General features: G+C 65.6%; 12 protein-coding genes and 1 pseudogene. 3 read left to right on the top strand and 10 right to left on the bottom strand.

The genetic code is table 11. The features are described from left to right. Nucleotides 1–200: 200 nt before the first annotated feature. From FHS42_RS35385 to FHS42_RS35420, 8 genes are all read right to left on the bottom strand, one after another. Nucleotides 201–1022 carry a hypothetical protein gene (locus FHS42_RS35385; RefSeq protein WP_184580348.1) on the bottom strand — a complete coding sequence of 274 codons (822 nt, stop codon included), beginning with the start codon at nt 1020–1022 and terminating at the stop codon, nt 201–203. A 675-nt stretch (nt 1023–1697) separates the two neighbouring features. Then, on the bottom strand, nt 1698–7691 hold the full coding sequence (locus tag FHS42_RS38915) for an ATP-binding protein (RefSeq protein WP_184580350.1): 5994 nt from the start codon (nt 7689–7691) through the stop codon (nt 1698–1700). Between the two features lie 60 nt (nt 7692–7751). Further along, nucleotides 7752–10100 (bottom strand): hypothetical protein, encoded by a 2349-nt coding sequence (locus FHS42_RS35395; protein ID WP_184580352.1) that lies wholly within the window; start codon nt 10098–10100, stop codon nt 7752–7754. Further along, entirely contained in the window at nt 10097–16129 is a 6033-nt protein-coding gene (locus FHS42_RS35400) for a DEAD/DEAH box helicase (RefSeq protein ID WP_184580354.1), read from the bottom strand. Before FHS42_RS35400 ends, FHS42_RS35395 begins: the two co-directional genes overlap by 4 nt. 248 nt (nt 16130–16377) lie before the next feature. After that, entirely contained in the window at nt 16378–16665 is a 288-nt protein-coding gene (locus FHS42_RS35405; protein ID WP_184580356.1) for a hypothetical protein, read from the bottom strand. A 57-nt stretch (nt 16666–16722) separates the two neighbouring features. Next, nucleotides 16723–17319, bottom strand: coding sequence for a hypothetical protein (locus tag FHS42_RS35410; protein ID WP_184580358.1), 597 nt, complete (start codon nt 17317–17319; stop codon nt 16723–16725). Nucleotides 17320–17391: 72 nt separating this feature from the next. After that, entirely contained in the window at nt 17392–19299 is a 1908-nt protein-coding gene (locus tag FHS42_RS35415) for a UvrD-helicase domain-containing protein (protein ID WP_184580360.1), read from the bottom strand. Further along, entirely contained in the window at nt 19296–21176 is a 1881-nt protein-coding gene (locus FHS42_RS35420) for an ATP-dependent nuclease (RefSeq protein WP_184580362.1), read from the bottom strand. The genes FHS42_RS35415 and FHS42_RS35420 overlap by 4 nt, the downstream gene beginning before the upstream one ends. A gap of 1026 nt (nt 21177–22202) precedes the next feature. Here FHS42_RS35420 and FHS42_RS35425 point away from each other — a divergent pair. Together FHS42_RS35425 and FHS42_RS35430 are read left to right on the top strand one after the other, a co-directional pair. Continuing rightward, on the top strand, nt 22203–22439 hold the full coding sequence (locus FHS42_RS35425) for a DUF397 domain-containing protein (protein ID WP_184580364.1): 237 nt from the start codon (nt 22203–22205) through the stop codon (nt 22437–22439). 91 nt (nt 22440–22530) lie between these two features. Then, nucleotides 22531–23502: a helix-turn-helix domain-containing protein gene (locus FHS42_RS35430; RefSeq protein WP_184580366.1), complete on the top strand. Its 972-nt coding sequence runs from the start codon at nt 22531–22533 to the stop codon at nt 23500–23502. Here FHS42_RS35430 and FHS42_RS35435 read toward each other — a convergent pair whose 3' ends face one another. Together FHS42_RS35435 and FHS42_RS39455 are read right to left on the bottom strand one after the other, a co-directional pair. Continuing rightward, nucleotides 23503–24348: an SAM-dependent methyltransferase gene (locus tag FHS42_RS35435; RefSeq protein ID WP_184580368.1), complete on the bottom strand. Its 846-nt coding sequence runs from the start codon at nt 24346–24348 to the stop codon at nt 23503–23505. It lies immediately after the preceding gene. Nucleotides 24349–24592: 244 nt separating this feature from the next. Then, nucleotides 24593–24775, bottom strand: a pseudogene (locus FHS42_RS39455) (IS701 family transposase); the annotation flags it as partial. A gap of 5 nt (nt 24776–24780) precedes the next feature. Between FHS42_RS39455 and FHS42_RS39460 the strand changes: the two are divergent. Then, a complete protein-coding gene (locus FHS42_RS39460; protein WP_184580369.1) occupies nt 24781–25116 on the top strand; it encodes a hypothetical protein in 336 nt (111 codons plus the stop codon). Nucleotides 25117–25179 lie beyond the last annotated feature (63 nt).

A 25179-nucleotide genomic window follows, 5' to 3' on the forward strand; every position in this document is an offset into this window, starting at 1 on the left:
CGCTCGCGGCTGTTCCCGACGTCATGCCGCAGGCAGACCCGGCGGCTCGGCTGCCGAGGATGGCGCCGCCACGCAAGAACGACGCCTCACAGCAGAATCGTCCCGCCTGACGGTGGACGGAGGAGGAGCCCCGGTCAGAGGGAAGCTGACCGGGGCTCCGGCCTGTGCGTGAAGCCGGTTCACGAACCCGCTCGGAACGCTCAGACGGGTCCGTCCACGACCGTCAACAACGCTGCGGCGATGGCGATCAACGCTTTCGCCTCGTCCCGGCTGTACGAGAATGCCGACGTCACCGCGTCCTTATGCACCGCTGCGCTCGTCTGGTCCTCAACGGCGAAACGGATCCAGGCCCAGCGTTCCTCCTGTGTGCGCTGCAATCTGTCCTTGCCGCCGGGCCACATCCAGCCGCTGTGGACTTTGACCCATTCCAGCGCGCGACGGGCCTCCAGGATCGCGCCGTCGATGTCACCGTCCAGAAGTCGGCGCTGGGCAGCACGCAGGTGCCGGGCGGGCTCCGCGCGGGGGTCGTCCTCTAGCGGGAACGGAACCTGCATCTCGAACGCGACCGCGGGACCGAGGGCGGTGATCTGATCGATCCAACGGCTCTTGGCCACGCTAAAGTGCAGAACCTCCTTCGTGCTGCCGGGGAAGCCGGGGGCTTGCGGAAGCGTGCCGGTGACCTCCAGTTCCATTCGAAGGTCACCGTCGCGGGCCTCGTTGATGGCGTGGAGCTGGGCCGAGGTGAGGAGAAACTTGAGGACCGGGCGCTCGACTCCCGTCTCGGGCGTAAACGAGAGCAATTCAGTGCCCCTTCCGACGAGCATCCGCTGGTAGGAGTTTCCGATCCCGTACAGGTCGGTCTGCAGCGCCAGGACCCTGCCAGCCTTCGTCGCGGTAGGCGCCTTCACCTCAAGCCCCATCTGGAGACAGATCGTGCCCATGCCCCGCAGAAGCTGCACGCTCTCCTCCCGGACGCCAAGGACGAACTCGCCGGCCTCTGCGTCGAAGCGCATCACGTTCACAACCGTCCTCCACCGTGATCTTCTGAGCGACCGAATCTCCACAAAGCGGCGCCGTGACACCGCCTGTTTATAGGAACCCCCCAATACCGCTCGCAACGGAGCGCTGCCCGGCGACTGCGGATGCGGTCCCGGAATCGCCCTCCTTCCCTCGTCGGCGGCCACCCGCTTGTCCACCGGTCTGCACGCTCGCCGTCCGCCTGTCCACCGGTTGTCCACCGGAGGCGATCATGGCGCCTCAGAAAGGTTGCCCTACCACTACGGATTGATCTTGGAAAGCACAAAACCCCAGGTCACGGCGAGTGAGTCCTGGGGTTTCGCAGAGCCGCCTTCGGGATTCGAACCCGAGACCTACGCATTACGAGACCGTGAGCGATCATGTCGTGTAATGCCTCGTTGTGCTGTGTGGTGACGTTTGACCTGATCAGAGCACATGCAACAAGTTGACCTGTGCCGCCCCGTGATGCACGGTCCAAAGGCGTCTGTCCACCGGCTGTCCACCGAAGGGGTTGTCGCCGGCCTACCAACGAGACTGGAGCTGGGCCCCCAACGACCCTGTCAACCGGCCGGCGAGACAAGCGGAGGCCACTGTAGAGTTTCTACAAGCTCCCCCCTCGCCCGGTCCGGCACTGTGTCCCCCTGATCGAGGGTCGGACCCCGTGCAGCCGCTACGTGTCGTCACTCGTACAGCTGCCGCCAGCACGAGTCCAATACCGGCTCCAAGGAGAAGCGACCGGGGCTGCTCTCTTCGAAGACCTGCATGGCCCTGAGGCACTCAACACTTTCCCTGGCAGTTTCGTCGCCCAGGACCTCCGCGACGGCGTCGACGAGTTCTCCTCGGTTGAGACCGCTCGATCCCATATATCGCTGGATTGATGTGTAAGCGGCAGAGAGTTCCCGCCCCTCACCGAGCCCGACCGCCTCCACAAAGGTCCGCCATTCGCTCGGCTTGGCCAGACGTTCGCGGAACCGGGCCAATGCCTTCCGTTCGGTGAGTCCCTCGCGCAAGCGCTCGGCGATCTGTTCCACGAGGACCGGCCAGCCCCCAGTCGCCTGGACCAGATGTTCGAGATGCTCGCTGTCGGTGAACCGCTGCTGTTCCAGAGCCCAGGCACGCAACCCATTCCGGCTGTAGCGACGGAGTACAACCACGTCGAGGGACGAATCCTGGATGCGGCCCGACAACAGGTCACGCCACAGCGAAAGCTGACCCTGACCTGCGACGATCACCACCGATCTCATGACTCCGGATGCGGTCGGCACTTGGTGGAGAGCGGCCTCGACCGACACCAAGCACGCTGCGGAATTAGGTGATTTGACCGTCAGATCGTCCAACACCACACGTTTGTCACTCGCCATTCCCGCCGACAGTTCACGCGCGAAGTCACCTCGATTCCTGATGCTCGGAACGACCCATCCCGACGCCCTAAACGTAAGGTCGCGTAGCGCGGGCGTGACGTGCTCAACACCGGTGGCGGTACTGCCGATCACTACCCGCACCTGATTGCCGTCGCCGCCGAGAACGTCTGCGACCTGGCTGGTGGTCAAAGGAGCATACGAGTCCTCCCCCAATCGGGGCCGCGCCTCCAACGCTGCGAACTCCTCGGGAACGATCCCGTGTTCAGCGTTGATTAGCTGGCTCTCGACCTCGCCCACATTGCCGATCATGCTCAAGGCATTGGTGCTGCGCAGATGCCAGCCGAGACCGGTGTCCGGAGCGAGTACACCCAGCCCTTCCATCTCAGCCAGATACGCTCGAAATGCCTCGGCGTCCAGTCCGCTGAATCCGGCCCGCCACCAGGACACGCATTCGTCGCGCAACTCCGACTGGCTCATGCGCGACTGGATTCCGCGCTCGTGAGCGTGGTAGGCAAGCACATTAGCGATCACGTTGTACCGGTGGTCGAGCATGAGGGTGTCCCGAAATGCTGACGTGATCCCCTGTCGCAAACCAGTATCACCGTGCACTGCCTGAACATCCGCCCTGGTGATGATGAAGGGAGGGGTTCCGCAATTTTCCTCCGCACGCCGCTTATGCATCGTCTCCACCAACCGATGCCCGAACATCTGGAGTAGGAACGGCTGATAAGAGCAGTAGCCGAGAATTCGATGTACCAGATTATCCTCCTCAAACCGGTATCCCAGCACAGCGAGAGGCGTACCGAGCAGGTTCGCCGCATCCTGAGGATCGAGCGGTCCCACGACAGTGGGCTGCTGAGCCAGGTGACTGAACGGGCTGTTCCGAGCGACCTTCGCATAACGCTGCACGGAGTGCAGCCCGGCAAAGACCACCTTGACCCTGCCGTCATCTTCCTGCCCCAGATCACGAAGCCGACGTGTCTCGAGGAATTCGGGAGAGTCGCAGTCGAAGAATTTATCGGCCTCGTCGAGCAAGATGAGGAGCCTTCGTCGGTCGTCCTCGCGCAGCCAGATCTGGATCGCATCTTGGACCTGCGCATGCGTGATGCCAGAGGTGGACCTGGTCCGCTTCGGCAGCGTGATCCCACGCCCCTCAAGCTTCCTGCTGATCTCCTGCCACACGGTCGCCGAAGTGGCCGAACCTCGAAAATCGACTGAATCCAGGCTTAGCAGGAGACTGATCTGGTCAGTGCCATTGGCAGTGCCGGCTTTCTCAAACGCCTGCCCCACCTCCTTTAGAAGAGCCGACTTACCGAGCCCTCGTCCGCCGAAGACCACCTGTGTGCCCTTAGGGTCCTGGAGAGCATTTACCTCTCCCTCCCGGCCGAAAAACATTTCCTTCGCGACGCGCCCCCGCTTTTGGCTGATATACGGGTTGACGCCGGAGAAGGGCAACAGGATGCTCATCGCGGTATCGAGACCGCGTTTTCCGTGCGCCGCGAGATAAACGAGCGCCGCGTCATCCAGGACCACGATCGGACGGCGACCGACACAGTGCACGGCCAGGGCGGCCCGGTCCCTCGTCGACATCGTGCCGAAATAGGCGACGAGCAAGCTCTCCCGTCCGGAGTCGTGGTCCGCATAACTCAGCAGCAGTTCCGGAGCCGGCTGCCCCCATACGAGCATGATCCGCAGTCGGCGCCCTAGTTCTGAGCCGAAGGCCGGTACGTGGGCATCGCCGGTCGAGCGGACATCCGGCAGGTCGAGAAACCGGTAGTCCGACCCCTTGCGCAGATCATCACGGCGCAGTGGGCTGCGGAGACTGCTGTACCCGATCAGCCGCAGAGCCGGCATCAGCAGTTCGCTCTCCTTGAGGCCCTGCTGTCGTTGTGCGGCTGCCCGCCTCCCCATGGCGGACCAGTTGTCCAGCGCTTCCGCCGCACGTTCGGCGTTCTCTTCCGACAGTTGGGAATAGTCCAGCTCCGGCAGCCCTTCGACACAGCCACGGCTACGTACGACCGCGACCAGGTCACGGGTGATTCCCTTGGGCAGCGTCTCAGGGACTCGGGGGAAGAAGATGTCGAGCTCACGTCGGCCGCCGATCTGCGCGAGGACACCATCCGCCTCCAGTTGGGCGATCATCACCTCGGCATCGCCGAACTGCCCTGCCGCCAGCTCGCGCTCTACCTTCTTCAGTGCGGTGGCGTCCACGGCACGGAGCGCGTCGAGCCTGGCCCGCAGGACGCCCTCCCATCGTGCCCAGTGTTCCTTGAGCTTCCCCGCCACGTCGCCGAGTTCAGCCCGTACGGCACCTAAATCACCGCGCTCAAGCCCAGCCGTCGCCTGGAGACAGCGGTCCAGTTCACGCTCCTGATCCGAGGACACCGCATTGTGAAGGCGCGCCTGGCGCAGATCAGCATCCAGGGCTTCGTGAATGCTCGCGAGCGCATCGGTGCTGCGCTGGCGGGCCGCCCTGCTCTCCCGGCGCAGCTCTTCGAAGATCATCTCCGCCTCGGCACCGGTGGCAGGGTCCAGCAACTGCCTTTTCGCACAGTCCAGTAGATAGTCGACCGTGTCGTAGTGCTCTCCCGCCATCTGCCGTCGTACTGCTTCGGGCCATGTCCTTACAGCTGCCGCGGCGAGATCAGCCAACGTAGTCGGGGGCAGGTGGATCTCGTAGATGCCCGCTGACACGCGAGTCCCAGGGACTTTGAGGAGTTCGGAGTCGAGTACCAGACCGGGCGGGCGCTCATCAGCCGACAAGCGCTCGTGTCCCGCAAGCAGCGCGAAGGTCAGCTGGAGGGAAGCGAGTGCCGCCTGGCAGGCCGCACGACTGAGCGGATCGACCTCCTGTGCCGCTCGCCTGCTCATGGCCGCCAGCGCAGCATCCTTTCGCTGCATCGCTCCAGCACGCAGGGCAGAGACCTCGCCCCGGCTCCAGCCGAGGTCCTGGGAACGTATTTTGGGCAATGCCCGGGCTGCAGCAATCCAATGCTCGACTGGCTGAAGCCGCGTCGACACCAGCCGCAGCAGATCCTGCCGCGACCGGCCTTCCAACGGCTTGCCACCGGGGTTCATCAGTTCACGATCCATGGTGTCCAGCTCAACGCGAATCACATCGGGCCTGAGCAGCCGGTGTACCGCGTCTACAAGCTCAGGCAAGGCATCACGCTCGTCCGCCGCGGCCTTGCTCAGGATGGCGCCCAGTAGTCCGTCCTTGGCGAGCCACTTTTTGGCGATGCCACCTGCCCGGGGAAAACGGAATCCGGCAGGCTTGCGCAGCGCGTCCCGGCAGGCCGCTCGCGCCCGCTCCAACTCCCGCTCGGTGGCTGCCACATCCTCGACAACGGTCAGTGGCGGGCAGTGCAGAAGTGCACCAGACAGGGCCCGATCCGCCACTTCCCGGGCGAACGTGCCGAAATTTTCTTCCAGCCGGGGCGCCAGGGTGTGCAGCAACGCACCGGCAGTGTGCTCGCCGGTGATGAGTGCGGCACGAATGACGGCGGGCACGACGAGAGCTGCGGTAGGCCAGTCCACTGCCACGGCCTCGGCATCGAGTTCGGACATTTCCTTACTCAGACCGGCGGCGCAACCCCCTGCCTCGTTACGCAGATCGTACGCGTAAGCAGCAATCCGAAGAGCAGCCTGCCGCTGCTCGGGCCAACCGGCGACCGAGGCGACATGGGCGGCGAGACCGTAGCGCTGAGCCGGGAGCAGGGCCACGACGACTTCGACTGCAGGGTCTTCGATCACGGTTCCGGCTTCTTTGCCAGGCAGCTCGGTTGACACGGGCCTGGTCTCCGCCGGAGGCGCCACGACCAGCTCACTCGTAGGCGCGTTCACGACATTGCCCAAGTTGTTGTCGGCAACCAGCACCGGGGCTGCTGGCACCTCTTCCTCGCTCCCGATCCCACCAGCGGCCAACAACGGCCCGGGATCAGGGACCACTCGATCGTCAAGGACTGCTGCTGGCACAGGGACAATCCCCTGCATGCTGCCTTCCGGCCGACGCTGCGACGCCACGTCCAGCGGGGCAGTCGCTTCCTCGGCCAGTGCACCCTGCTCGGACAGCAGAGGAATACACACAGCAAGCTGGGCCAATTCCGGAAAACCAGCCATCCAACTCCCCTGCAGGGCAAACAGCGCCTGGGGATCCACCCCTTGGCCATTCATCCGGATAAGTCCCAGCAGGGCCGTCATCGCTTCGGCCCGCTGTCGGTGGTCCTGGAGCCAGGACACGTCGGCCAAGAGCTCTCTAGTGTGGCGCTGGGCCTCCCCAAGCAGTGGCTCTGCCACGGATCCGGCCACCGCTCGCAGCCCTAGGACGGCTCGCAGTTCTGTGCGCAGTACCCCGTCACCGACCCGAGTGGCAGCATCTTCGGCGGCGGCCTCAATGGCATCCACCCGTGCAGCCGGCTGGGGCAGACCGAGCTCCGGGAATGCCGCCAATGAGGTATCGAACGATGCAGCCAGCTTGCTGATCACCTCAAGATCGGTGTCGTCCGGGCGGGTAGCAGCCGCCACCGCGCTTGCGATCCTCTCGGCCGACTCCTGTGCTCCGGCAGCAGCTTCCGTCAGCTCGGAGACAGTCATCATCAGCTGGGACAGGGCCTCATCGTAGCTCTCCACGTGATCGACCGACGCGCTCTGCTCCCGATCGGGCTCGGCCACCTCAGCGCATGAGACACAAGGCTTCTCCGGCGTCAGATCGACGACTGCGGTGGCGGCTGCCGCGGCTGCCGCAACGGCCACCGCGTCCAGTCCTTCCTCCAGCCCGGCCTCAGTTAGGGCCCACTGCCAGAGGTACGCATCCCCGACGCTGACCCGCGCGCGGGACCACAGACAGAGACGCAACAGCGGTCTGCTCCACTGCGACTCCCGCGCCTCATCAGGCGGAAGCAGGTCATCCGGCACCATGCTTTGGAAGAGTTGGGCTTGGACCGGCATGGTGAGGTGCCGCAACGCATGCCGAACGCGTGGAGAAGCCGTATCTTGCCGGAGCCGGGCCAGTACATCACGGCACAGCGGACCGTTGACCTTGTCCCCGCTGAGCGGGATCCGCAGTGCGCCCAAGGCGTGCTTGCGCTCCATGACGGGCATCGCATTCAACACTGCGCCGATATCCGACGGGGTGAGGTCCGTGATGGCTGGCTCGAAGGCATCTGGTACGGCCGTTAGGGCGGCGGCCAGCTCCTTCAAGGCGTCATTGAGCTGCTTGGTGTCCGCGCCGCCGACAGATTCCTCAGCGGGGAACACCGGGTAGGCCATTTCGTCGCTGCAGTCGAGAGGGCGGGGCATGCGGTTCTTCGTCACGGGCGGCTCCGGTACGGGTGTTCAACTAGCTGATTGATGCGGGAGGGGTTTCGGGACGGCTCAGCCGCCCCGGTGGTGATCAGGGATGTATGTGTATCCCCGCGGGATCTCCAGGCTTCCGACCAGACCCCAACGCCGCATGTCCTCGCGGTACGCGGCGCGCTGTTTGTCGCTGGGCTGGCGGCCAAGATGTCCGATCCTCCGCAAGTGGCCGTGGACACGATGGCCTCGCGGCTGCAGACGATCGGTGGACGAGACCGCCATGACCGGTGATTCGACGAACCTCTGCGCCCGACGCGGGGTGTAGCAAAGCAGTTGTATCCCTGGTTGCCCGGCACGGGCGGGATGTTGGGCACGGCCATCCTCTCCGAGACTGCCTCGCTCCACGCTGAGTTCTCCAGCTGCGACCAAAGGACCAATGGCTCCCTCCGCCTCCAGCTGGGTGAGCACGCCGTGGCCGTCGGGCGTCGTACGGCGCAGCGCCTCTGCCAGATACACCTCAGGGAGCAGGGCCCGGCCGTACTGGTCGAGAAGGCCGAGGATGCGTACCGCTCGCAGGAGCTGCTGCCCGGGGGTTAGTTCATTGGTACCGCGTGTGTCCTTCCGGGCGTTGCCGGGGGCTTGGTCACGGGTCAAGACCTGGGGGTCGTAGCGGTGCCGGATGTCCTCGCCGTCGATGACGACCGGCTCGGGCAGCAGGGTAGTGCGGGCCCGTATGACGCCTCCGGCGCGAGCCCAGCTGAGGGTGAGCACAATGCCGGGGAAGAATTCCAGCGGCCAGACGACACCAGTGAGCCTGACGCCGTTATCGTCCCGTTCCAGGGTCACGCCGAAGGCCCGATCATCAGCAGCGAGTGGCTCGCCAGCGTGATCAAGTTCGAGGCGAAGGATACGGCCTTCCCATCCAGCGTCGCGGAGCCCCTCGGCAACGGCGTTGGGTAGCGGTAACACATCCTGGAGGGTGTGCCACAAACGCAGGGTCTGGATCCAGTCCAGTTGGCTGTCGTTAAGCGCGGGGAGCGAGCCGAGGCCCAGATCCTCGTCGTCAGGAGCCCAGTCGGGCCGCTCCCCCTGTTCGTGATCCTCGACGGGCCCCGTCGCGGGCTCTGGGGATACGGGCTCAGGCTCAGGAACGGGTTGCGCCGCGTGTGGCGGCAGAGAGTCCTGCCAACCCAGTCCCAAAGGTTCATCCGGCGCCCGGTCTGCCGGCGCTGTGTGGGGATGCTCGGCCCGCCATATCCCGCCGCCCTGCCATGGATCGTCCAGCCGCAGGTGGACGCCATTGCGCAACAACCCGGTGTCCTCGTCGCTGTCGCAGCGCACGTAGTCGGCGAGCACGGCGTTGGCATGACAGATCGCGATGGGGTACGCGATTCCGTCCAACAGCCCGGAAGTGTCCCGCATCGCGAGAAGGGCAGGGCCGAGCGCCGTATGTCCGACGGTTCGGGCGAGGGCGCGGTTTCGGCGCTGGCTGGGGACACCAGTGCGGGATATCGACGTGGCCTTGTCCTCCAGTGCCTGCCCTCCCAGCGGTCCGTCGTCCGCAAGGCGCTGCGCCAAGGACACGCGGGTGAAGGCGTAGTCGCCGCACATCCGCAACTCGTCGATTCCCCGCAGCACCCCGCGCACCGTATCCAGCAGGCCATGCAGCGCGGTGGCCAAGGCGTCTTCGTCGGCACCAGGAGGCAGCAGAGTCGGCAGCGGTGCCGGAGCATGCGGGCTGAGTATGAGGTCTCGGCCCCGGGTCAGGAGGAAGTGCGCGTAGTAGTCAGTGTCATTGAGGTCGGCCTCGGCCGCCGAGGCATACTGCGCGTCCACAACCAGGTGGCCACGAGCGTCCAGCCAGCGGCTCTTGCGGCGCATCCGTGCCAGCTGGGTGGCATCGGCCGACAGCCCTACCCCGAAGGCATCGGGGTCGATCACCAACCGTTCATGGAGCACTGCCTGCGCCAAGGGGTCCATCCTTCCCGGGCCACAGGCTCCTGAGGGCGCACCCGACAGCCAACCAGGCACTTCCCCAGCCTCACCGAGTTGCGGGTGAGCTCCCTCCTTGTAGACGATCTCGGCAGGCATCAGGATCGCTCCTGTGGCCACATTGACCATTGCCCCCACTGGTAGCGCATCGGCGGCTTCACCGAGGCTGACCGTCGGAAAGGTCTCAAAGTCCAGCGGGCCGCCGAGATAGCCGCCTTCGTGTACGTCGTAACCGAAGTAGACGGCGTTGAACGCGACGGAAACATGTACCGGGCAGCGACGTGCCGCCACCAGTGCGGCCAGATACCGGCCCAGCTGGGCAGCGTCCTCAGGAGGTGTCGCCGCGGGTCCTGCTGCCATGTCGGGAGTGAGTAGCGGCAGGTCGTCATACGGACGCCACAGCTGGGTCCCCGCGGCAGGTGTGATGACGGTCATGAGGTACCTCCTGCGGGTGGCGCTGTGCTGGTGGTGCGGACGTGCGCTTCGGCCCGCCACCGGTGCTCGTCGGGGAGCACACGCTCTTCGGCGGCGAGTCGTTCCAGGCTGTCCTGTACTTGACGGTAGGTCAGGTCTGCGTGAGATCCGAAGTGACGGCTGCTGGAGAGAGCTGGGTGAAGCCGGACGCTGCGCTGTTTGACGGGCGAGTACCACGAGTCCTCGCCTTTCAGAGCCCGCCAGACAGTTCGGGGGTGCAGGCCCCGGTGGACCGTCCACACCAAGCGATAGACCTGCTCGTCCAAGCGGCGGCGCAGGTGTTCGGCATCAGCCCGGTTGCTCGTGCCTCGGAGTTGCTGCACTGGTGTCGACAACGCGCGGGCTGCGGCTGGCCGGGTTTCACCGAGCGGCAGGGACGGATCCTCCCAACAGGCCGAGCAGCGATTCCATGCCGTGGTGCAGCATCCATCAGGGAGTGCCGTGACACCGAAGTAGTCGGCGAACTTGCGGTGGGCGCACGTGCTGGAGTCCTCGAAGTAGTCCCTGAGCAGGGCCGTCTCGCGAGCCGCTCGCTTGGCTCGGGCATTGAAAGAACGCAGGAATCCACCGGGCAAGCCACTGCCACGCACCTCAAGCCCGGTGACCAGGCGGCGGCTCGGTGCCGCGGACACGTCCAGCGCCCCGCGATCGTGCAGATCGGCCAGCAACTGCCAAGTCTCCGCCGGAGTGGCCGACAGTAGGCGGTAACCGTCGACCGTGCGGGCGAGCCACACGTCCAGGCGTGCGACATCGAGTACGGCACGGTTGAGCCCGCCTGTTGCCTCCGCGCGGCCCGGAAGAGATAGGACAGCAGCGACAACGGCCGCCTCCACGTCTGCACCGTCCGGTGACAGTTCCCCGGGGCGGACGGTGCAACGCGGCGGGAAGTCGCCGAGATCCGTGATCAGACCGTGGCCGGCCAAGGCACTGAACGTCCTCATGACACCGGTGGTGTAGGCACCGATGGTTCGCGGAAGCCGGGCGTCTTCTTCGGTGAGGCGTCCTACGGCGAGGTCCTGGCCGATGAACGCGTCGGCCATGTGCCCCGCGTCCAGCACTCCGCCGCGGCAGTCGAGTACGGCCCGGCCCATCCGCTCCAGCAAATCCGGTGCCAAATCGGTGCCGGTCATCCAGGCGACGGTCCGCAGACCGCGCCCAGTGAGCAGGGCGAGACCGTCGTTGCTGGGTGACTCCTCCCCTGGCTGGACGCCGGATCCGGCGACGTCGCGTCCGGCACGGCCGAGCTGCTGGTAGAGCGCGGCCATATCGGTGGGCGCGGAGACGCAGAAGACCGTGCGAATGTCGTCCCGGTCGATACCCAGCCCGAAGGCGGCTGTGGCAACGACCACCAGTGGGGCGAATCCTTCCTCTCCTTGGCGTGGTGCTTCCCGGAATTCCGTCATGACTGCCGCCTTTTCGACCTCCGTGAGCCGGCCATGGAAGCGCCGCACCCGGATTCCGGCGTCTCCGAGGTAGTCCCGCAGGTGTGCGTGGAGAGCCACTACCTCCTTGACCGTCAGGCAGTACAGCACGGCATGGTCCCGAATCGCGTCCACCACCTCCTCGGCAAGTCTGGCGGCGGTGAGTGTCCCGGAGCGCTGCAAGATGCGACGGAACAGGGCGAGTTCCGGCCGTATAGGGTTTTCGCGCACCGTGACCAGAGCGCCGTTCACCCCGGGCCGCTCCATCTCATGGCGCTCCGCCTCGCTGCCGAGGGACGGCGGATCCGCAGTGAGCCCAAACACCCCTTCGCGTAGTCCTGCGTGGACAGTCCGGTTCGCGGTGGCCGTCAGCGCGGTGACGGGCAGGGCGTACTCCTGGCGCAGTTCGGCGAGGAACCGTTCCACCCGCCCCATACTCGGCCGAAAGTCGTCCCATTGCACCGTGGTGTGGGCCTCGTCGAGCGCGATCCGGGTGACGATGCCCGCCTTGACCGCGTCGCGGACAAGCTCCCTGAAGCGGCTCTGGCACAGGCGCTCGGGGCTGATGTACACAATCTTGATGCCGTGGTTGTGGCGGCCCTCAAGTTGCTCGGCGACCTCTGTCTTGCCAGCCCGGCTGCTGGACTCACGCATCGGCGCCACCAGTGCGCGTACCGCTCCGCCGATGGATCGGTTCAATTCGAGCGCCTGGTCCTGCATCAGGGCGACGAGTGGGCTCACGACGATCGTGACGCCGGGCATCACCAGGGCGGGCAACTGGAACGTGAAGCTCTTGCCATACCCTGTGGGCAGCAAGGCAAGGATATTTCGTCCTTCCGCTACGGCACCGATGACCGCCTGCTGGGCCGGTTTGAGCCGGAAGTTTTCCGGTTGGTCCATCAGGCGCAGCAGACCGGCAGTCTCGGCGGATCGTCGCAGTACTTCCTTTGCGAGCGTGCCCGCCAACCGGAGCTCCCCCGCTTCCTCGGTGCTCAGGGCGAGCTCTCGGATGCGGCGCGTCTGCGGCAGAAGGGTGTGTTCGAGCAGCGCCGCAGGTTCGGTCAGCTCATCGGCACGGGCAGCGGATATGACCCCGTTCCGGGCAAGAAACGTCCAGATCCGGGCCCAGCCTTCGGCCATCGGCACAACATTGCCGCCACCTGCCTCCCCCGTGACCGGGTCGGGGCGCAGCAGTTCGGGTTCGAGGCTACCTAGGAAAGCCTGCCGGTAGGCCCGGCGAAGCGCGGACTGTCCGGCGAGTTTGCGGTCGGAGATGACGACTACGCCCCGGTGCTGATCGGAACGGATGAGCCGCCCGACAGCCTGCCGAAGCTGGATCGCGGCGAGCGGCAGGTAGTAGTGGCGAGTGGCGTACGCGTCGGGATCCTCCTCACACGCGGCCTCGGCCCGTGCCCGCACCGCAGCCCGGCGGGCCTCAATGATGGGGGCCGCGAACGGGGCAAACGGCAGCTTGTTGATCCACACCAAGCGCAGCCTGTGCGCGTCCGAAACATCGACGCCTTGCCACAGGCCCCGGGTGCCTACGAGGAATCCGCCGCCGTGCTCTCGGTCGGTGAAGTCCGCGAAGGCACGGCCGTTGCCGAGGGTCAGGGCGTTGTGTACGGGTGCGTCGTGAACGCGCCGTCGGAGTTCGGTGGTGAGAAGTTCGCCAATGCCGCCCGCCGTTGACCGGGCAGTGGTCAGAACAAGAGCACCCCCGTCCCACCCGCCGAAGTCCCCTCCGGAGGCGGGGTGCACGGTCTGTTCCGCGTATCCGGCGAGTTGGTGGGCAACGGTGCGCATCGCTCCCTCCTGTTGTTCGGCCCAGGAAGGGAAGTCGGCGAGGCAGACGAGTTCGGCCTGTTCGCCGAGCCGGAAGGGCGTGGGCAGGTGGACTGCGGCTATGGATTGCGGCAGACCAAGACGTTCCTTTAGAAAGTCCCAGCTGCCGGCCACACGCAAGGTCGCGGATACGTAATAGCTACGGGCGAAGGCGGTGCGGAAGCGCTGCCAGACTGGGTCGGCAGAGATTTCGACAGGGCTGGAAGAGAGCCGGAAGCGGTAACGCCGCAGGCCCGGTCTGGGTACCTCCAACTCCTCTCCATGAACAACGCGATTGGGGACGGGAGGGAGGACCGGAAGCACGCCCTGCTCCGGCTCATCGTCCAGTGTCTCCTCATCGTCAGCGGGGGCCGTGTCGTCCTGCTCCGCGTCGTCTGCGGCCGTGATCTGTAGCGGAGCCTCCTCCTTTGTCGTGCCGGGAGGCCCGAGGACCATATCGAGGTCATCAATGAGGTCACGTGCAGCAGCGGCCGTGTCCTTGACCCGGTCGTACAGGGCGTCGAGCCGCTCCTGGGCGAAAAAGTCCAGCGAATGTCCGTGCTCGGCACCGTACGCTGCGAGTGCGGTCCCGAGCATGTGCGTCAAGGCGGCGAGGCTAACCAGCGGCCGTTCAACGTCCCGCGCCGCGCGGACGCCCGAGCTACCGCTGTACGGGCTGGCGAGGGTTACCGTCCGCGTTCCAACGTGCGAACCGCCGGACCCGCTGCTGTCAAATGCCTGGGCTGCGGCACGCGGCAGTTGCTCATGGTCCAGGAGCAGTTCCAGCTCCCTCAGCGTCGCCGTGACACGGTCCCGTGAAGCACCTGGGCGCGCTTCCCTCAGCCACGCGGCACACTCCCCGGCGAGGTCTTCGACAGCCGCGTAGTTGAGTGAAACCGTGAGCGCGGAGGTGGCCGCATCCTCCAGTTGATGGGCTTCGTCGATGACGAGAAGCACGTCGCCGGGCAGGGCGCGTAGGTCGTCTAGGTGGGTGAGAACCAAAGCATGGTTGGCGAGAAGCAGACGGTGTGAGGCGAGCGCCTCGCGCACCGCGTCGGTGTGCTCCGCAAGCGGCGTGGCGGCACCGGCCCGGTATTCGCCACCCGAGCTCTGCGAGAGCGACTGCAACCAGAGCGGCAGAACGGAGCCGACACTGTCCCCGAAATAAGCCGGAATGTCCACCGGGTCCACCGACCGTGCGGTCCAACTGAGTGGTGGAGCCTGCGATGCGGCGAGCCTGAGCCATATGTAGGCGAGCAGTTCCCGATACTCGTAGCGCTGTACGAAGCGGTTGACGCCCACCGCGCGAGCGGCGGCGGCGCTGCCGACCGTCGTCGCTTCGGCCAGTGCACTGGTGAGAATGCGCAGCGAGATGCGGTTGGCGCTACCTTTGACCAGATCGGCGGAGGACGCCAGGCCTTGCACTGCCTTGTCCAGAATTCTGACGTCTTTGGCGAGTTGGGTCTGGAGTTGCTTGGTGTAGGTGGCGATCACGGCCGTGCGGTCGAGTCCGCCTGCGAGCCAGTCAAGCGCGGCGGCGAGCACCGCGTAGCTCTTTCCTGTTCCGGTGGGCGCCTCCACCAAGCCTGGTACTGCCGCATCGCACCAGGCGTGCAGCGTGGCGGCCATCTCCTGCTGTGCTGGACGCGGCCGAGCCTCGCCCTCATGGACGACGGCCGCGAGCGCTGTCGGGTCCACCCGACCGTCCGCACCGCACAGCCGCTCGTCCACGACGATCCGTCCTCGCCCTGCCTGAACCCAAGTAGCGGGGACGCGACGCGGAACATGGGAGGCAAGGGATCGACCGATGACGGCGGCGGTGTCAGCGGGCGTCCACGGAGTCATCGTTCGGTCCGGCTCACCGGCAAGCCGGCGTAGGAGCCGCCAGGCCGGGGAATCCGCGCAGGCCGCCGCGAGCAACTCGCGGCTTTCCACAGGCCACAGCCCGTATGTCTGGGCTGCCCTCCGGAGCAAACGGGCCAGCAACTCGGCGTCGTCGACCGCATCATGGAGGACCAGCCCGCGACGATCCGTGGCCAACTCGTCCGCGACGTCGGCCAAGCGGTGGCTAGTGTCAGTCGGGCGGAGAACGTGTGCAATGTACAGGGAGTCCGCACGTGTGGTGTCGAGCACCGCGAGTCCGGCGCGCGCGCATTCCTCGTCGAGGAGCGGAAAGTCCGCAGCCATCCCATTGTGCGCGATGACGATCTCCGCCCCGGCACAGTAGGAACGAAGCGCCTCCAGTGCCTCGCCAACGTCCACAGCCTCGGCGTCATGCCGCTTACGCCGGGCGGGATCGTTGATCTCCCAGGGCCTCTCGGGCGGTTCGGGCAGTCTGGCCCAGCGTTCGAACCTGGGCTGTTCCTGGACCCATGTCTCGTCCGTGCCCAAGCGCACGGCCCCGATCTGGAAGATCCGCCGCTCGATCCACGGCTCGGTGGCAGTGGTCCGTACGACACTTTCGAGATCAAGGGAAACGGCCCGGAAGTCATCTGCTCGGAGCAGCACGGCGGCCTCCGCCAGGCATTCGACCGGCACCGGCCCCCTCAGCCGCCCCTCACGCTCTGTCAAAGCACCCGAATGGAGAGCCTCCCGCAACAACTTGGAGATGCGCTCGGCCGGCAACCGCGCGTACCGGGCACTGGCCGCTGTCGCAAGTTCTCCCCGTGTCAGACCGTCCGGTGCCTGCACCACCAACTGCACCAGGTACTTCACTGCCGTCGGCAGCGACGCATACTCAGCCGCCATCCAACCCCCCTGCCTCACACTCCGTGTGCACGTAGTACCACAAGTTTTGCACTCGTCAGGGACTCTTATCCTGATCTCTCCGGCATTGCTAACGTGGCCTCATTTGCGCGGTACATTGCTTGATTCAAAGGGGCACACGACCCGGTCAGCTCCCCAACCGTTTCCGGCACCGTGTACGGGCGGATCCGGCGTACCGCATGCGCGTCCACGACTCCGGTACGCCCCACCCGAGCCCCGCAGCGGGAGAACTACCCTGCGGCCCCCTGTACCCGAGCTGGCAGCGCTGCCCCGATCTCGGCCGCGAACCTCAGCAGCTCCTGATGCCCGGGAAGCTCACTCAGGGCCTCGCCGACCAGGGCGCGGGCGCGGTCAGTCTCGCCGTCCCGCCAGGCCAGCCTGGCCTGGAAAAGCAGCGACTCGGCACCGGTGAAGGCAGGGTGCGCAGCCAGCCTGGCGAGGCGGTCCGCCGCGTCGTAGTCCGAGAGCCGCTCCAACGGCATCCCGTGCCACTCCGCCAGATCACCCGTGCGGCGCATACGTTCCGAAGCTGAGGAGTCACAGCCGTAGACCCGCTCGCTCGGACCGGCTCTGACTCAACCAACCGGTCGAGTTACCTTTAGGTACCCGTCGGCGCAGGCCACCCAGGCATCGAGGTCGCACAGTACGCGTGCGATGACCGAGGCGAGCGAGGTCTCACGCTCGCTCACGGCGCCGAACTCAGTCCGCGTCCAGCCGAAACGGGAAGCCCAGCGGACCAGCTGCGGCATCGCGCGCTCGGCCAGCACCGCCGATCCGTTCCGGGCCAGCATCCTGCCCCAGAGTGCGGCGGCGGCGTCGGAGACGACGAACCCCGCCGCTTCCATCGGGTCCTCGGAGCGGAAGCAGTCGTAACCCTTCACGTAACAGGCCAGATCGACCAGCACCTCCACCGCCTCCTCGGCCGGACGCGAGTCCGATGCCGCCAAGCCCGCCTGCGCTTCGTCAGCCAGGCGGCGGAAGGTGGACCGCCAGCGCGTCCGCTCCTTTGGAGAGACCCGGCGGTCCCCCGCGAGATACGAGCCAGCCCGCGCCAAGGCGACGAACTCGCGAACCTCCTCGCACACCCGCACCTGATCGGGGACCTCGTCCCGAGGCCCTCCACGCGGGCCGAGTGGAGCCGGAGCGAGCTCCGTCTCGATCCACTCGCGCACCGGCGCGGCACCGCGCCAGGAGACGGCCCCCAGCCAGCGGGTGAGACGGCTATGCCGGTACGGATGCAGGGGTCAGTGCTCGGTGAGGTCCCGGACGTCCCAGCCCGCGTCAATCATTGCCTCCGCGTACCGCTTGCCGCGGTCGCGGTGGGTGGCGAGGACCAGCAGGTGGGTGGGGCGCGTCGCCCCGACGAAGACGAGCTGCACAGCGGCCTGAACACTTTTCAGCTCTCGCTGGGGATCGCTCCCCTCGACGACCATGCGGAGCGCCTCACTCACGTCGAACTTTTTGCCGTTCTTTTCCAGGCACTCCAGGATCAGCGTCGCTGCATGGGTCTCGCCCTTCGCACTCTGGATGGTCCCGGGTACGGCCCTCACTGCTGGCACTGCGGCGGAGTTCCTGGGGACGCTGCCCGCTGCTGCGGCCGACTCGGCCGCGGCGGGGGTGAACTCCAGGCCGGCGGTCTTCAGCGGCCGATCGGCGAGCACCGTCATTTGGACGGTCAGCTGCTCGGTGATCATGCTCCAGTGCGCCTGATCGAACGCGGCTGCGTGGACGAGGAGCTCGCGCAGCAGGATCCGCATCCTGCCGCCGGGGGTCGCCGCAGACCTCTCCAGGCGGCCGAGCGCCGGTAGCCCTTCGCCGGTCAGGGGTGTGAAGGACGCGCGCAGGGCGTTCCACAACTCGGTGACCGCTTCGTGGCTGTCCGCGCCGGACCTCCACTGGGTCCCTGCCGCACGGGCCGCATCAATCAGGGCGGGGTGGGCTGTTGGGCGGCCGGGTGGAGTGTAGCCGGGCACGTAGCAGGAGATCGACTGCGGGTAGGCCTGGGAGCTTCCCCGGTTTTGCCGCGCGCCCAGCGCACGCGGCGGACGCCTGAGGAGGACGTCCTCAGGGACGATCACGGCGGCCATACGTTCGAAGGTCGGCACGACGTCGGTCGCTGTGGCCTCGTCGAACAGTAATACCGCCACCTGGCCGTCGGGACCGGCTCCGAGGACGTGCTGTGGGCGCCGGACGGCCAGGCGGCTGGCCACTGCTGCGATCTGCGGTCCGAAGCGGCGGCTGACTGGCAGCTCAGCGGCGCCGGACAGTGGGAACGCCGAGGCGGATCCAGTTATGACGCCAGCGTCACTGTAGATGCTCTGGTTGATGTCGCCTACCCGCTGCACCACGGTGGACGATGAGGCGAAGACGAGGTCCAGCAGTTTGTGCTGGGTGGCGCTGGTGTCCTGCATCTCGTCGAGGAGAACGAACGGGAAGCGCGCGGAGACGGCCGGGACGATGCCAGGGTGCCTGGTGAGGTACTGCTGGGCGATGGCGTACATATCCTGGTAGCGGAAGACACCGCGGAGAGCCAAAGCCCGCTTGAGGCTGGACAGTTGCTTGCTGCTGGCCGTCTCGGCGCCGAAGGGAAGCTCCCTGGTCGGGCCGGTGACCACGAGTTCGCCATCCCTGTAGGTGAACGTTGCCCCGGTGACGATGCCGGTGCCATCGCGTTGGTGTTCCACGAAGCTGCGCAAGGTGGAGTAGTTGGGGTGTTGCAGGAGCCGGATTGCTGCGGTCTCGAAGGCCGCGTCGTCGACGGACTGGACCTCGACGCCCCTGGCCCGCACGGCCGGAAGCGCGAGGAAGGTGTGCACGAAGGACTGGATAGTACCGATGAAGTGCGGGTAGCGCAGCAGGCTCCGCCCCGCAGCTAGGGAGGCCACCCGGTCGGCGATCTCGCTCTTGGCCGTGTTGGTGTGAGACAGCACGCACACCCCGCAGGTCACGGAGGTCCATGCGTCGGCCATGAGCGCGAGCTTGAGCCCGATCAAGGTGGTCTTGCCCGACCCCGGCGCGGCCTGAAGGTCCTGTGTGGTCTCCCTCTGCAGGAAGTCCCACTGCTCGGCGTCGAGCGGGTCGAGCCCGAGGAGCTTAACCATGGCTTCAACCTTGTGTGTGGTGAAGGCATCGGACAGGTAGATGCCGGTCACAAGGACACCTCGCCGCACAGGTACCTGAAGGCGGCAACCAGATAGGGCGGGACGTCACTTTCCGTCAGCGAGGTGGAGGCGAGGAGTTGCGCGGCAAACTGCGCGGTGATCGACTTGCTGGCTCTGTCGAGCTTGAGCGGTCTGTAGATCTTCAGGGCAGCCTGTTCCAAGGTGAGGTCCAGGCGTTCCCACTCGTCGACATCCTTGTCGGCCCGCGCGATGACCTGATCGGTCTTGGCGGCGTCCGGCCAGGACCGTTCTGCAACGGATGCGAGCTTGACCGCGCGGTGCATCAGCCTGGCCATGGTCCAGGAGGCGACGGCGAGGTCGTACTCCAGCGTCCACCAGTTCGACACGAAGGTTTTCACTGGCCCGTCGTCGTCGCTGGCGAGGCCCGCGACGTGCGCGGCGATCTCCGGCTCCGTCATCTCCTCCCAGCACTTCAGGCCGCCTCGCATCTCCTCTGTAGTGCCGGCGGGGACGAGGTCGCGGTCGCGGATGCAGGCGACGGGGAGGGGGATCTGCTCCCCGGAGCGCTGGAAGACGCGGCTGTACCGGAACAGGCCGACGTGGCCGACGTTGACCACGCTGACGCCATGCTCGTCGAAGGGCATGCCCAGGGCCGCGGCGAGAGCAGGCAGAAAGAGCACCTCGGCGTCGCCCTCGACCACCGCCAGACCTCGGGCGAAGAACATGTTGGCCTTGGTGACATCCAGGAACCGGGTCAGGAACTCATAGTCCTCGCCGGTCAGGCGCGTGATACCGCGACGCAGCGGGAAGGTGCGACCCCGGACGACGAGGGTCAGGCACTCGACGGACGTCGATGAAGCGAGGTTGGGGCTGTGGGTGGTGAGGATGACCTGGACCGGGACCCTGCCGCCCTCCTGTGGACCCTGGGCCTTGTCGCGGAGCAAGTCCATGATCCGGGTCTGGAGCTGGGGGTGGAGGTGCGCCTCGGGCTCCTCGATCAGCAATAGAGGTGCCAGTTCGCTCTTGCCTAGCAGGAGGAGCTCCGCGGCCATAAACAAGGCATTGTTGTAGCCAAGCCCGCGGCGCGTCCACTCGTCGGACTCAGCAAAGAGATTCAGTTCGAGCCGTTCCAACGCGCGGGCCAGCGTCGCGTCGGTGGCGACGCTGACCTTGGCGCGCAGGACGTCATCGCCGATGGCAAACCGCTGCAGGTAAGCCGAGTTGATGTCCCGGCTCACATCAGAGACGGCGTCGTTGCATCGGATGTCGTGCTCAGCGCGGCGCAGGATGCCCACCAAAGTGGAGGGAGGGGTATCGCCCTCGGGGTCGTAGTCACTGACGCCCTGGTCCTCCATCGCCGGGTACCTGGCGAGGATCTGGGACAGCCGTGATCCACGGCCCGAGCGCAGTTCCGCCTCCGCATCGCGCAGGGGGCGCAGGTAGGTGGCGCGCAGGAGCACGCGTGCGGCGCCGTCCAGGGCGGGGCCGTTGCCATTCGGACCGGTCCGGGTGGTGACCGAGACCCGGTTCGGGACCGGGTCCATCCGCTGAGCCTTGAACGTCACGCAAAGCCAGGCAGCACCGCCGCGGTCGTGGGTAAGCAATTCCAGGAAGACCGCCTGTTCCTCGGCCGACAGGGCGGTAAACCCGCATACAATGGTGAAGGTCTCCGCCCGCCCGCCCTCCGCGAGGTGGAAGTCGTCCTCACAGACCCGGTAATAGTCCATCGCCGCGGTCTGCAGGCACAGCCGGATCGCGTCGATGATCGCCGTCTTCCCGCTATCGTTCTCGCCGACCAGCACGTTCGTCCCAGCCGTGAACGAAAGGTCCAGCGACGCGTCCATCTCGCCCTCGCTCTGGGCCGCTGCTCCGAAGACCCGGAAGTTCTCGACCCGAAGATGCGCCAAATACACAGATTCCCCCGCCGACGGGGCCGCGGTGCCCTCTTCTCCGGGAAGGAGTCCCCCGGGCTGCACGGTCCGTGATCGATATTTTCGAGATCCTATGCTCTCCGGGGCCGCCGCCCGGGTGAATACGGCAGATCGCGGGAGACAAGGGTCCCGGGCGCCTCGTCGGCCCGGACGGCTGTGCCCCTGCGGGCCGCCGTGACGGTCTTGCCTGACCCGGCCTGCCAGCGCGGGAGGGAGGGCAGCCACTCCCCGCCGGACCTCGCCCTGATCGCCGACGTCGAGCCCAGGGAAGCGCAGCTCAAGTGCGCCCGCCGCCGCTACGCCGTCCTCCTATGGCGTCACGTCGCCCACCTGCACAGGCAAGGCGCTGCAACGCCCGCCGGCCCAGCCTCACCATTGACATGATCGAACGCCAGACCAGCTGCATGCCGGGGGTTGGCACTCCGCGCATCAAGAACTCTGTACGTTCGCCTGTACGCGGCTGGGGGCGTTCACGGTCACGTGTACGTCGGCGGTAGTGGCAGCGGCGGGCGATGGCTTGGTGTTGCCTGCGCCAGAGGACCAGTTCAGTGCGCAGGCGACTGGGCTGTGGCGGGGTATGGGGCAGGGCAGGAGACCGTCCGGGAGTCTGCGGATCTCTGCCACGGTGAAGCCAATGCTCCTGGTGGTGTCGTTTCTGCCGCCCCCTTTAGACAGACACCTCCGATGTTCCTTGAGGGCCGGGAGGTCGATTGATCCCGCCGGCCGCGCCTTCATTCCCAGCCCACGGGCGAGCTCAAGCCATTCTTCGACTGTCGAGCCACGCGCCACGACGGATAAGCCACTAATCCGATTAGCGACTCCCTTCGAGCCGAGAACATTCGTTCGAAGGGCAGTGTGGAGCCTGATCGCCGTCTAGGATTTCGATCGTTCTCGCGGCTGGTGAAAATTTCACCCGGTGTGAAAAAGAGAGTGAGTGTGTCTAACTCAGGTAGGGCAGTGGCGAGGTGTCGCCACTGGACGTGGACGGAAGGCAGGCACGGGATGATCAAGTGGGAGAACGGAATGGCAGCCGACCAGATCGCCGGCGCGCGATGGCAGAAGGCTACCGCCAGCGATGCGGTGAACGACTGCGTCGAGGTTGCACGGCTCAGTGAAAACGAATTCGCCATCCGCAACTCGCGGCACCCTGAAGGCCCGGCACTCATCTACACGCGGTCCGAGTGGGAGGCATTCGTTGACGGGGCGTCTAAGGGCGAGTTCAACGATATGACTGTCTAAAAAAGAACAGGAGCCACTTGCGTCCGAGTCGGTTACCCGTTAATCCTTGGTGCGCGACGGGAGCGCCGTCGTTCGTTACTGAGGAGTTCGGATGCTCGCTCGCGTTTTGGCCCTTGTAGGTCGGGAAGGGGAACCGTTCCCTGCAACGCCGGATGCCGCAGCACAGCTTCTCGGGCTTCTGCTGCGGCATCTACGCCAAGGCCGTGGGTTTACCCAGGCACAGGTGGTCGCACAGGCCACAGGCGTCGGCTCGGGCCCGACACTGTCTCGATACGAGGCAGTCCCCTGCGACTCCGACGGGAAGGTCCTCTACCCGCATAAGCCGGAGCGCGTCGGCGCCTTGCTTCGCTTCTACCAGGCTCCTCCCGAGGTCTTCAAGGAAGTGGAGATACTGATGAAGCAGTCCCATGATCAGCAGTGGTGGTCGCACTACTACGACGTCGCTGGCCAAACCATGACGACCCTTTCCGCTCTTGAGGCTCAGTCCAAGGTAATCAGGAGCTGCCAAGCGATCTTCATTCCCGGGATGCTTCAGACTGCCGGTTACGCACGGGCGGTCATGAAGGGTTTTTACGGACAGAATCCTAAAGCTGAGACGCGGAAGAAGAACCTCGCGACCGTCGAGCGACGGTTGGAGTTGCGCTTACGGCGCCAACATCTACTCGATCAGCCAGATGCGCCCGAGTTCGAGGCGTTGATCGACGAGCAGGTCGTGAGGAAGGAATGGGGCGGCCGTAACGTGATGCGCGAACAGCTCCGCCAGCTCCACAACCTTGCCGAGAACAAGCCCAAGGTACACATTCGCATCTTGCCGACCTCCGCCACACGATCCGGGGCGCCGCCCCACCCGGCGATGACGCTTTTTACGTCGCACGATACAAGCACAAGCAGAATTATCTACTTGGAAGAAATGAACCGCGGCGGCACCTACATCAATGATCTCGACGAAGTCGAAAGCTATCAGGCATCAATGGACGACTGGTGGGCCAAGGCGCTCTCAAAGCAGGAGACACTCGAACTCTTGCTGGAGTGCGCTGCCGACCTGTCGACTCGCCCCAAGTAGTTACCTGATGCGCGCTACGGCACCGTATTCAATCCACTCTGCGCTACCCTGGCGCGGAGCAAGGTCGCTGTCCGGCAACCAACGCGAGACCTCAACCGGGCCTTCGGTCTCCATTACTTCCATATGTTCAAAAAGTCTTTGGACCTCTGCTATTGAGCGAACGCGGCCCCAATGCCCACCGGTCGCTTCCCCCATGAATTGCGTCAGCGACTTCCGCAGTTCAGGGTCATCGCTGGCCAAATGCGAGATCACCATGTAGCTACCGGAGGGCAACATCTCCGCAACCCTGTTCACCAGCGCCCACGGATCGTCATCATCGGGAATGCAGTGCAAAACACTCACGAACAGGGCCGCTACGGGACACCCGTCCCGAAGTAAGCGTCCGACTTCCTCGCTCTCGAAGATTATATCGATGTCGCGCATATCAGCGTTGAGGATGGCTGTGGTATCAGGGTCCTCTGCCAGCATCATGCGCCCACGTCCGAGAACGATGGGGTCATTGTCGATGTACACGATTTCGCTGCTTGGATCGACCTCTTGCGCTACCTCGTGAACGTTGGGTCGCGTTGGCAGCCCTGAGCCGTGGTCCAAGAAGCGGCGCACGCCGTGTCGACGGGCCAGATATCTGACAGCTCGAACGAGAAACGCCCTGTTCACCCGCGCTAACTCGCGTGTGCTGGGCGCCAGGCGAAGTAGTTCTTCACAGGCAGTCCGGTCAACTTGGTAGTTGTCCGTACCGCCCAGCAGGTGGTCGTACATCCTGGCGACACTCGGCCTACTGAGATCAACGATGACTCGCTCCCCACGTCTCGCAACCCTGTACCCACCTGCGGCGAACCGGGTCATCGACAGTGGGGGACATGCTAGGAGAGTCGGTCATCGGTTTGCTACCCGTAGCCACGATTGGACGACAGACTGCGAGTCAAACCAGCTTCTATTTACGGGCGTTGATGCCCCGGCGCACGCCCGTAGCACTGATCGGCGCCATGCCCGCTAGTACTCCAGTCAGAAATCGTTGCCTAAGCTGGTTCGTCGTTCGTACTGGCACCGGCGGGCGATGGCCTGGCGCTGTCTGCGTTAGAGGGACAGGTCAGAGCGTGGACGACTGGTCCGAGACGGGGTGTGGGGCGGGGCAGAAGAGTGTCCCGGAGTCTGCGGATCTCTGCCACCGTGAAGCGGATGGTGCTGGTGGGGTCGTTTCTGCGGCCCCTCTTTCCGTGGCCTGGGCTACGACGGCGGCCAGGGATGCGTGGGCGAGCATGGCCAGGGCCAGGCCAGGTGAATCTCGTTGAAGCGGTGGATCACGTCCCGGACAATGTCTTCATCGGCCTGCATCAGTTGGGCGCTGACCAGTACCCGATGGCCGTCGGCCGGGCCGAGGCCCAACAGCGTCATCGTGCGCCGATAGCGCACCGAAGTCGTGCTGCCCCGGTGCACGATCTGCTGCAGCTTCTGCCCCTCCTGCTCGGTCAGGCTGCTACACCGACAGGTTCAGCCACCGCACCTCCAGAGGGAGGAACGAACATCACCGCCCATCCAACCGCCTCGACCACCGACCTGGTGTACCTACTCGGCCACAGCACTAGTGTGCTGCGCCAGAAATGGCGGCTCTAAATTGCTCTCAGGTATCGGTGGTTGGTGAGTTGACTTTGGTGAGGTAGTCGGCGAGTGAGTTGA

Origin of the sequence: Streptomyces zagrosensis (genome assembly GCF_014203645.1) — a bacterium.
Lineage (GTDB): Bacteria > Actinomycetota > Actinomycetes > Streptomycetales > Streptomycetaceae > Streptomyces > Streptomyces zagrosensis.

Coding starts and splice junctions, on each gene's coding strand:
- FHS42_RS35395 (WP_184580352.1), bottom strand. CDS start 10,100: ATGACCGTCATCACACCTGCCGCGGGGACCCAGCTGTGGCGTCCGTAT.
- FHS42_RS35400 (WP_184580354.1), bottom strand. CDS start 16,129: ATGGCGGCTGAGTATGCGTCGCTGCCGACGGCAGTGAAGTACCTGGTG.
- FHS42_RS35405 (WP_184580356.1), bottom strand. CDS start 16,665: ATGCGCCGCACGGGTGATCTGGCGGAGTGGCACGGGATGCCGTTGGAG.
- FHS42_RS35425 (WP_184580364.1), top strand. CDS start 22,203: ATGATCAAGTGGGAGAACGGAATGGCAGCCGACCAGATCGCCGGCGCG.
- FHS42_RS35430 (WP_184580366.1), top strand. CDS start 22,531: ATGCTCGCTCGCGTTTTGGCCCTTGTAGGTCGGGAAGGGGAACCGTTC.
- FHS42_RS35435 (WP_184580368.1), bottom strand. CDS start 24,348: ATGACCCGGTTCGCCGCAGGTGGGTACAGGGTTGCGAGACGTGGGGAG.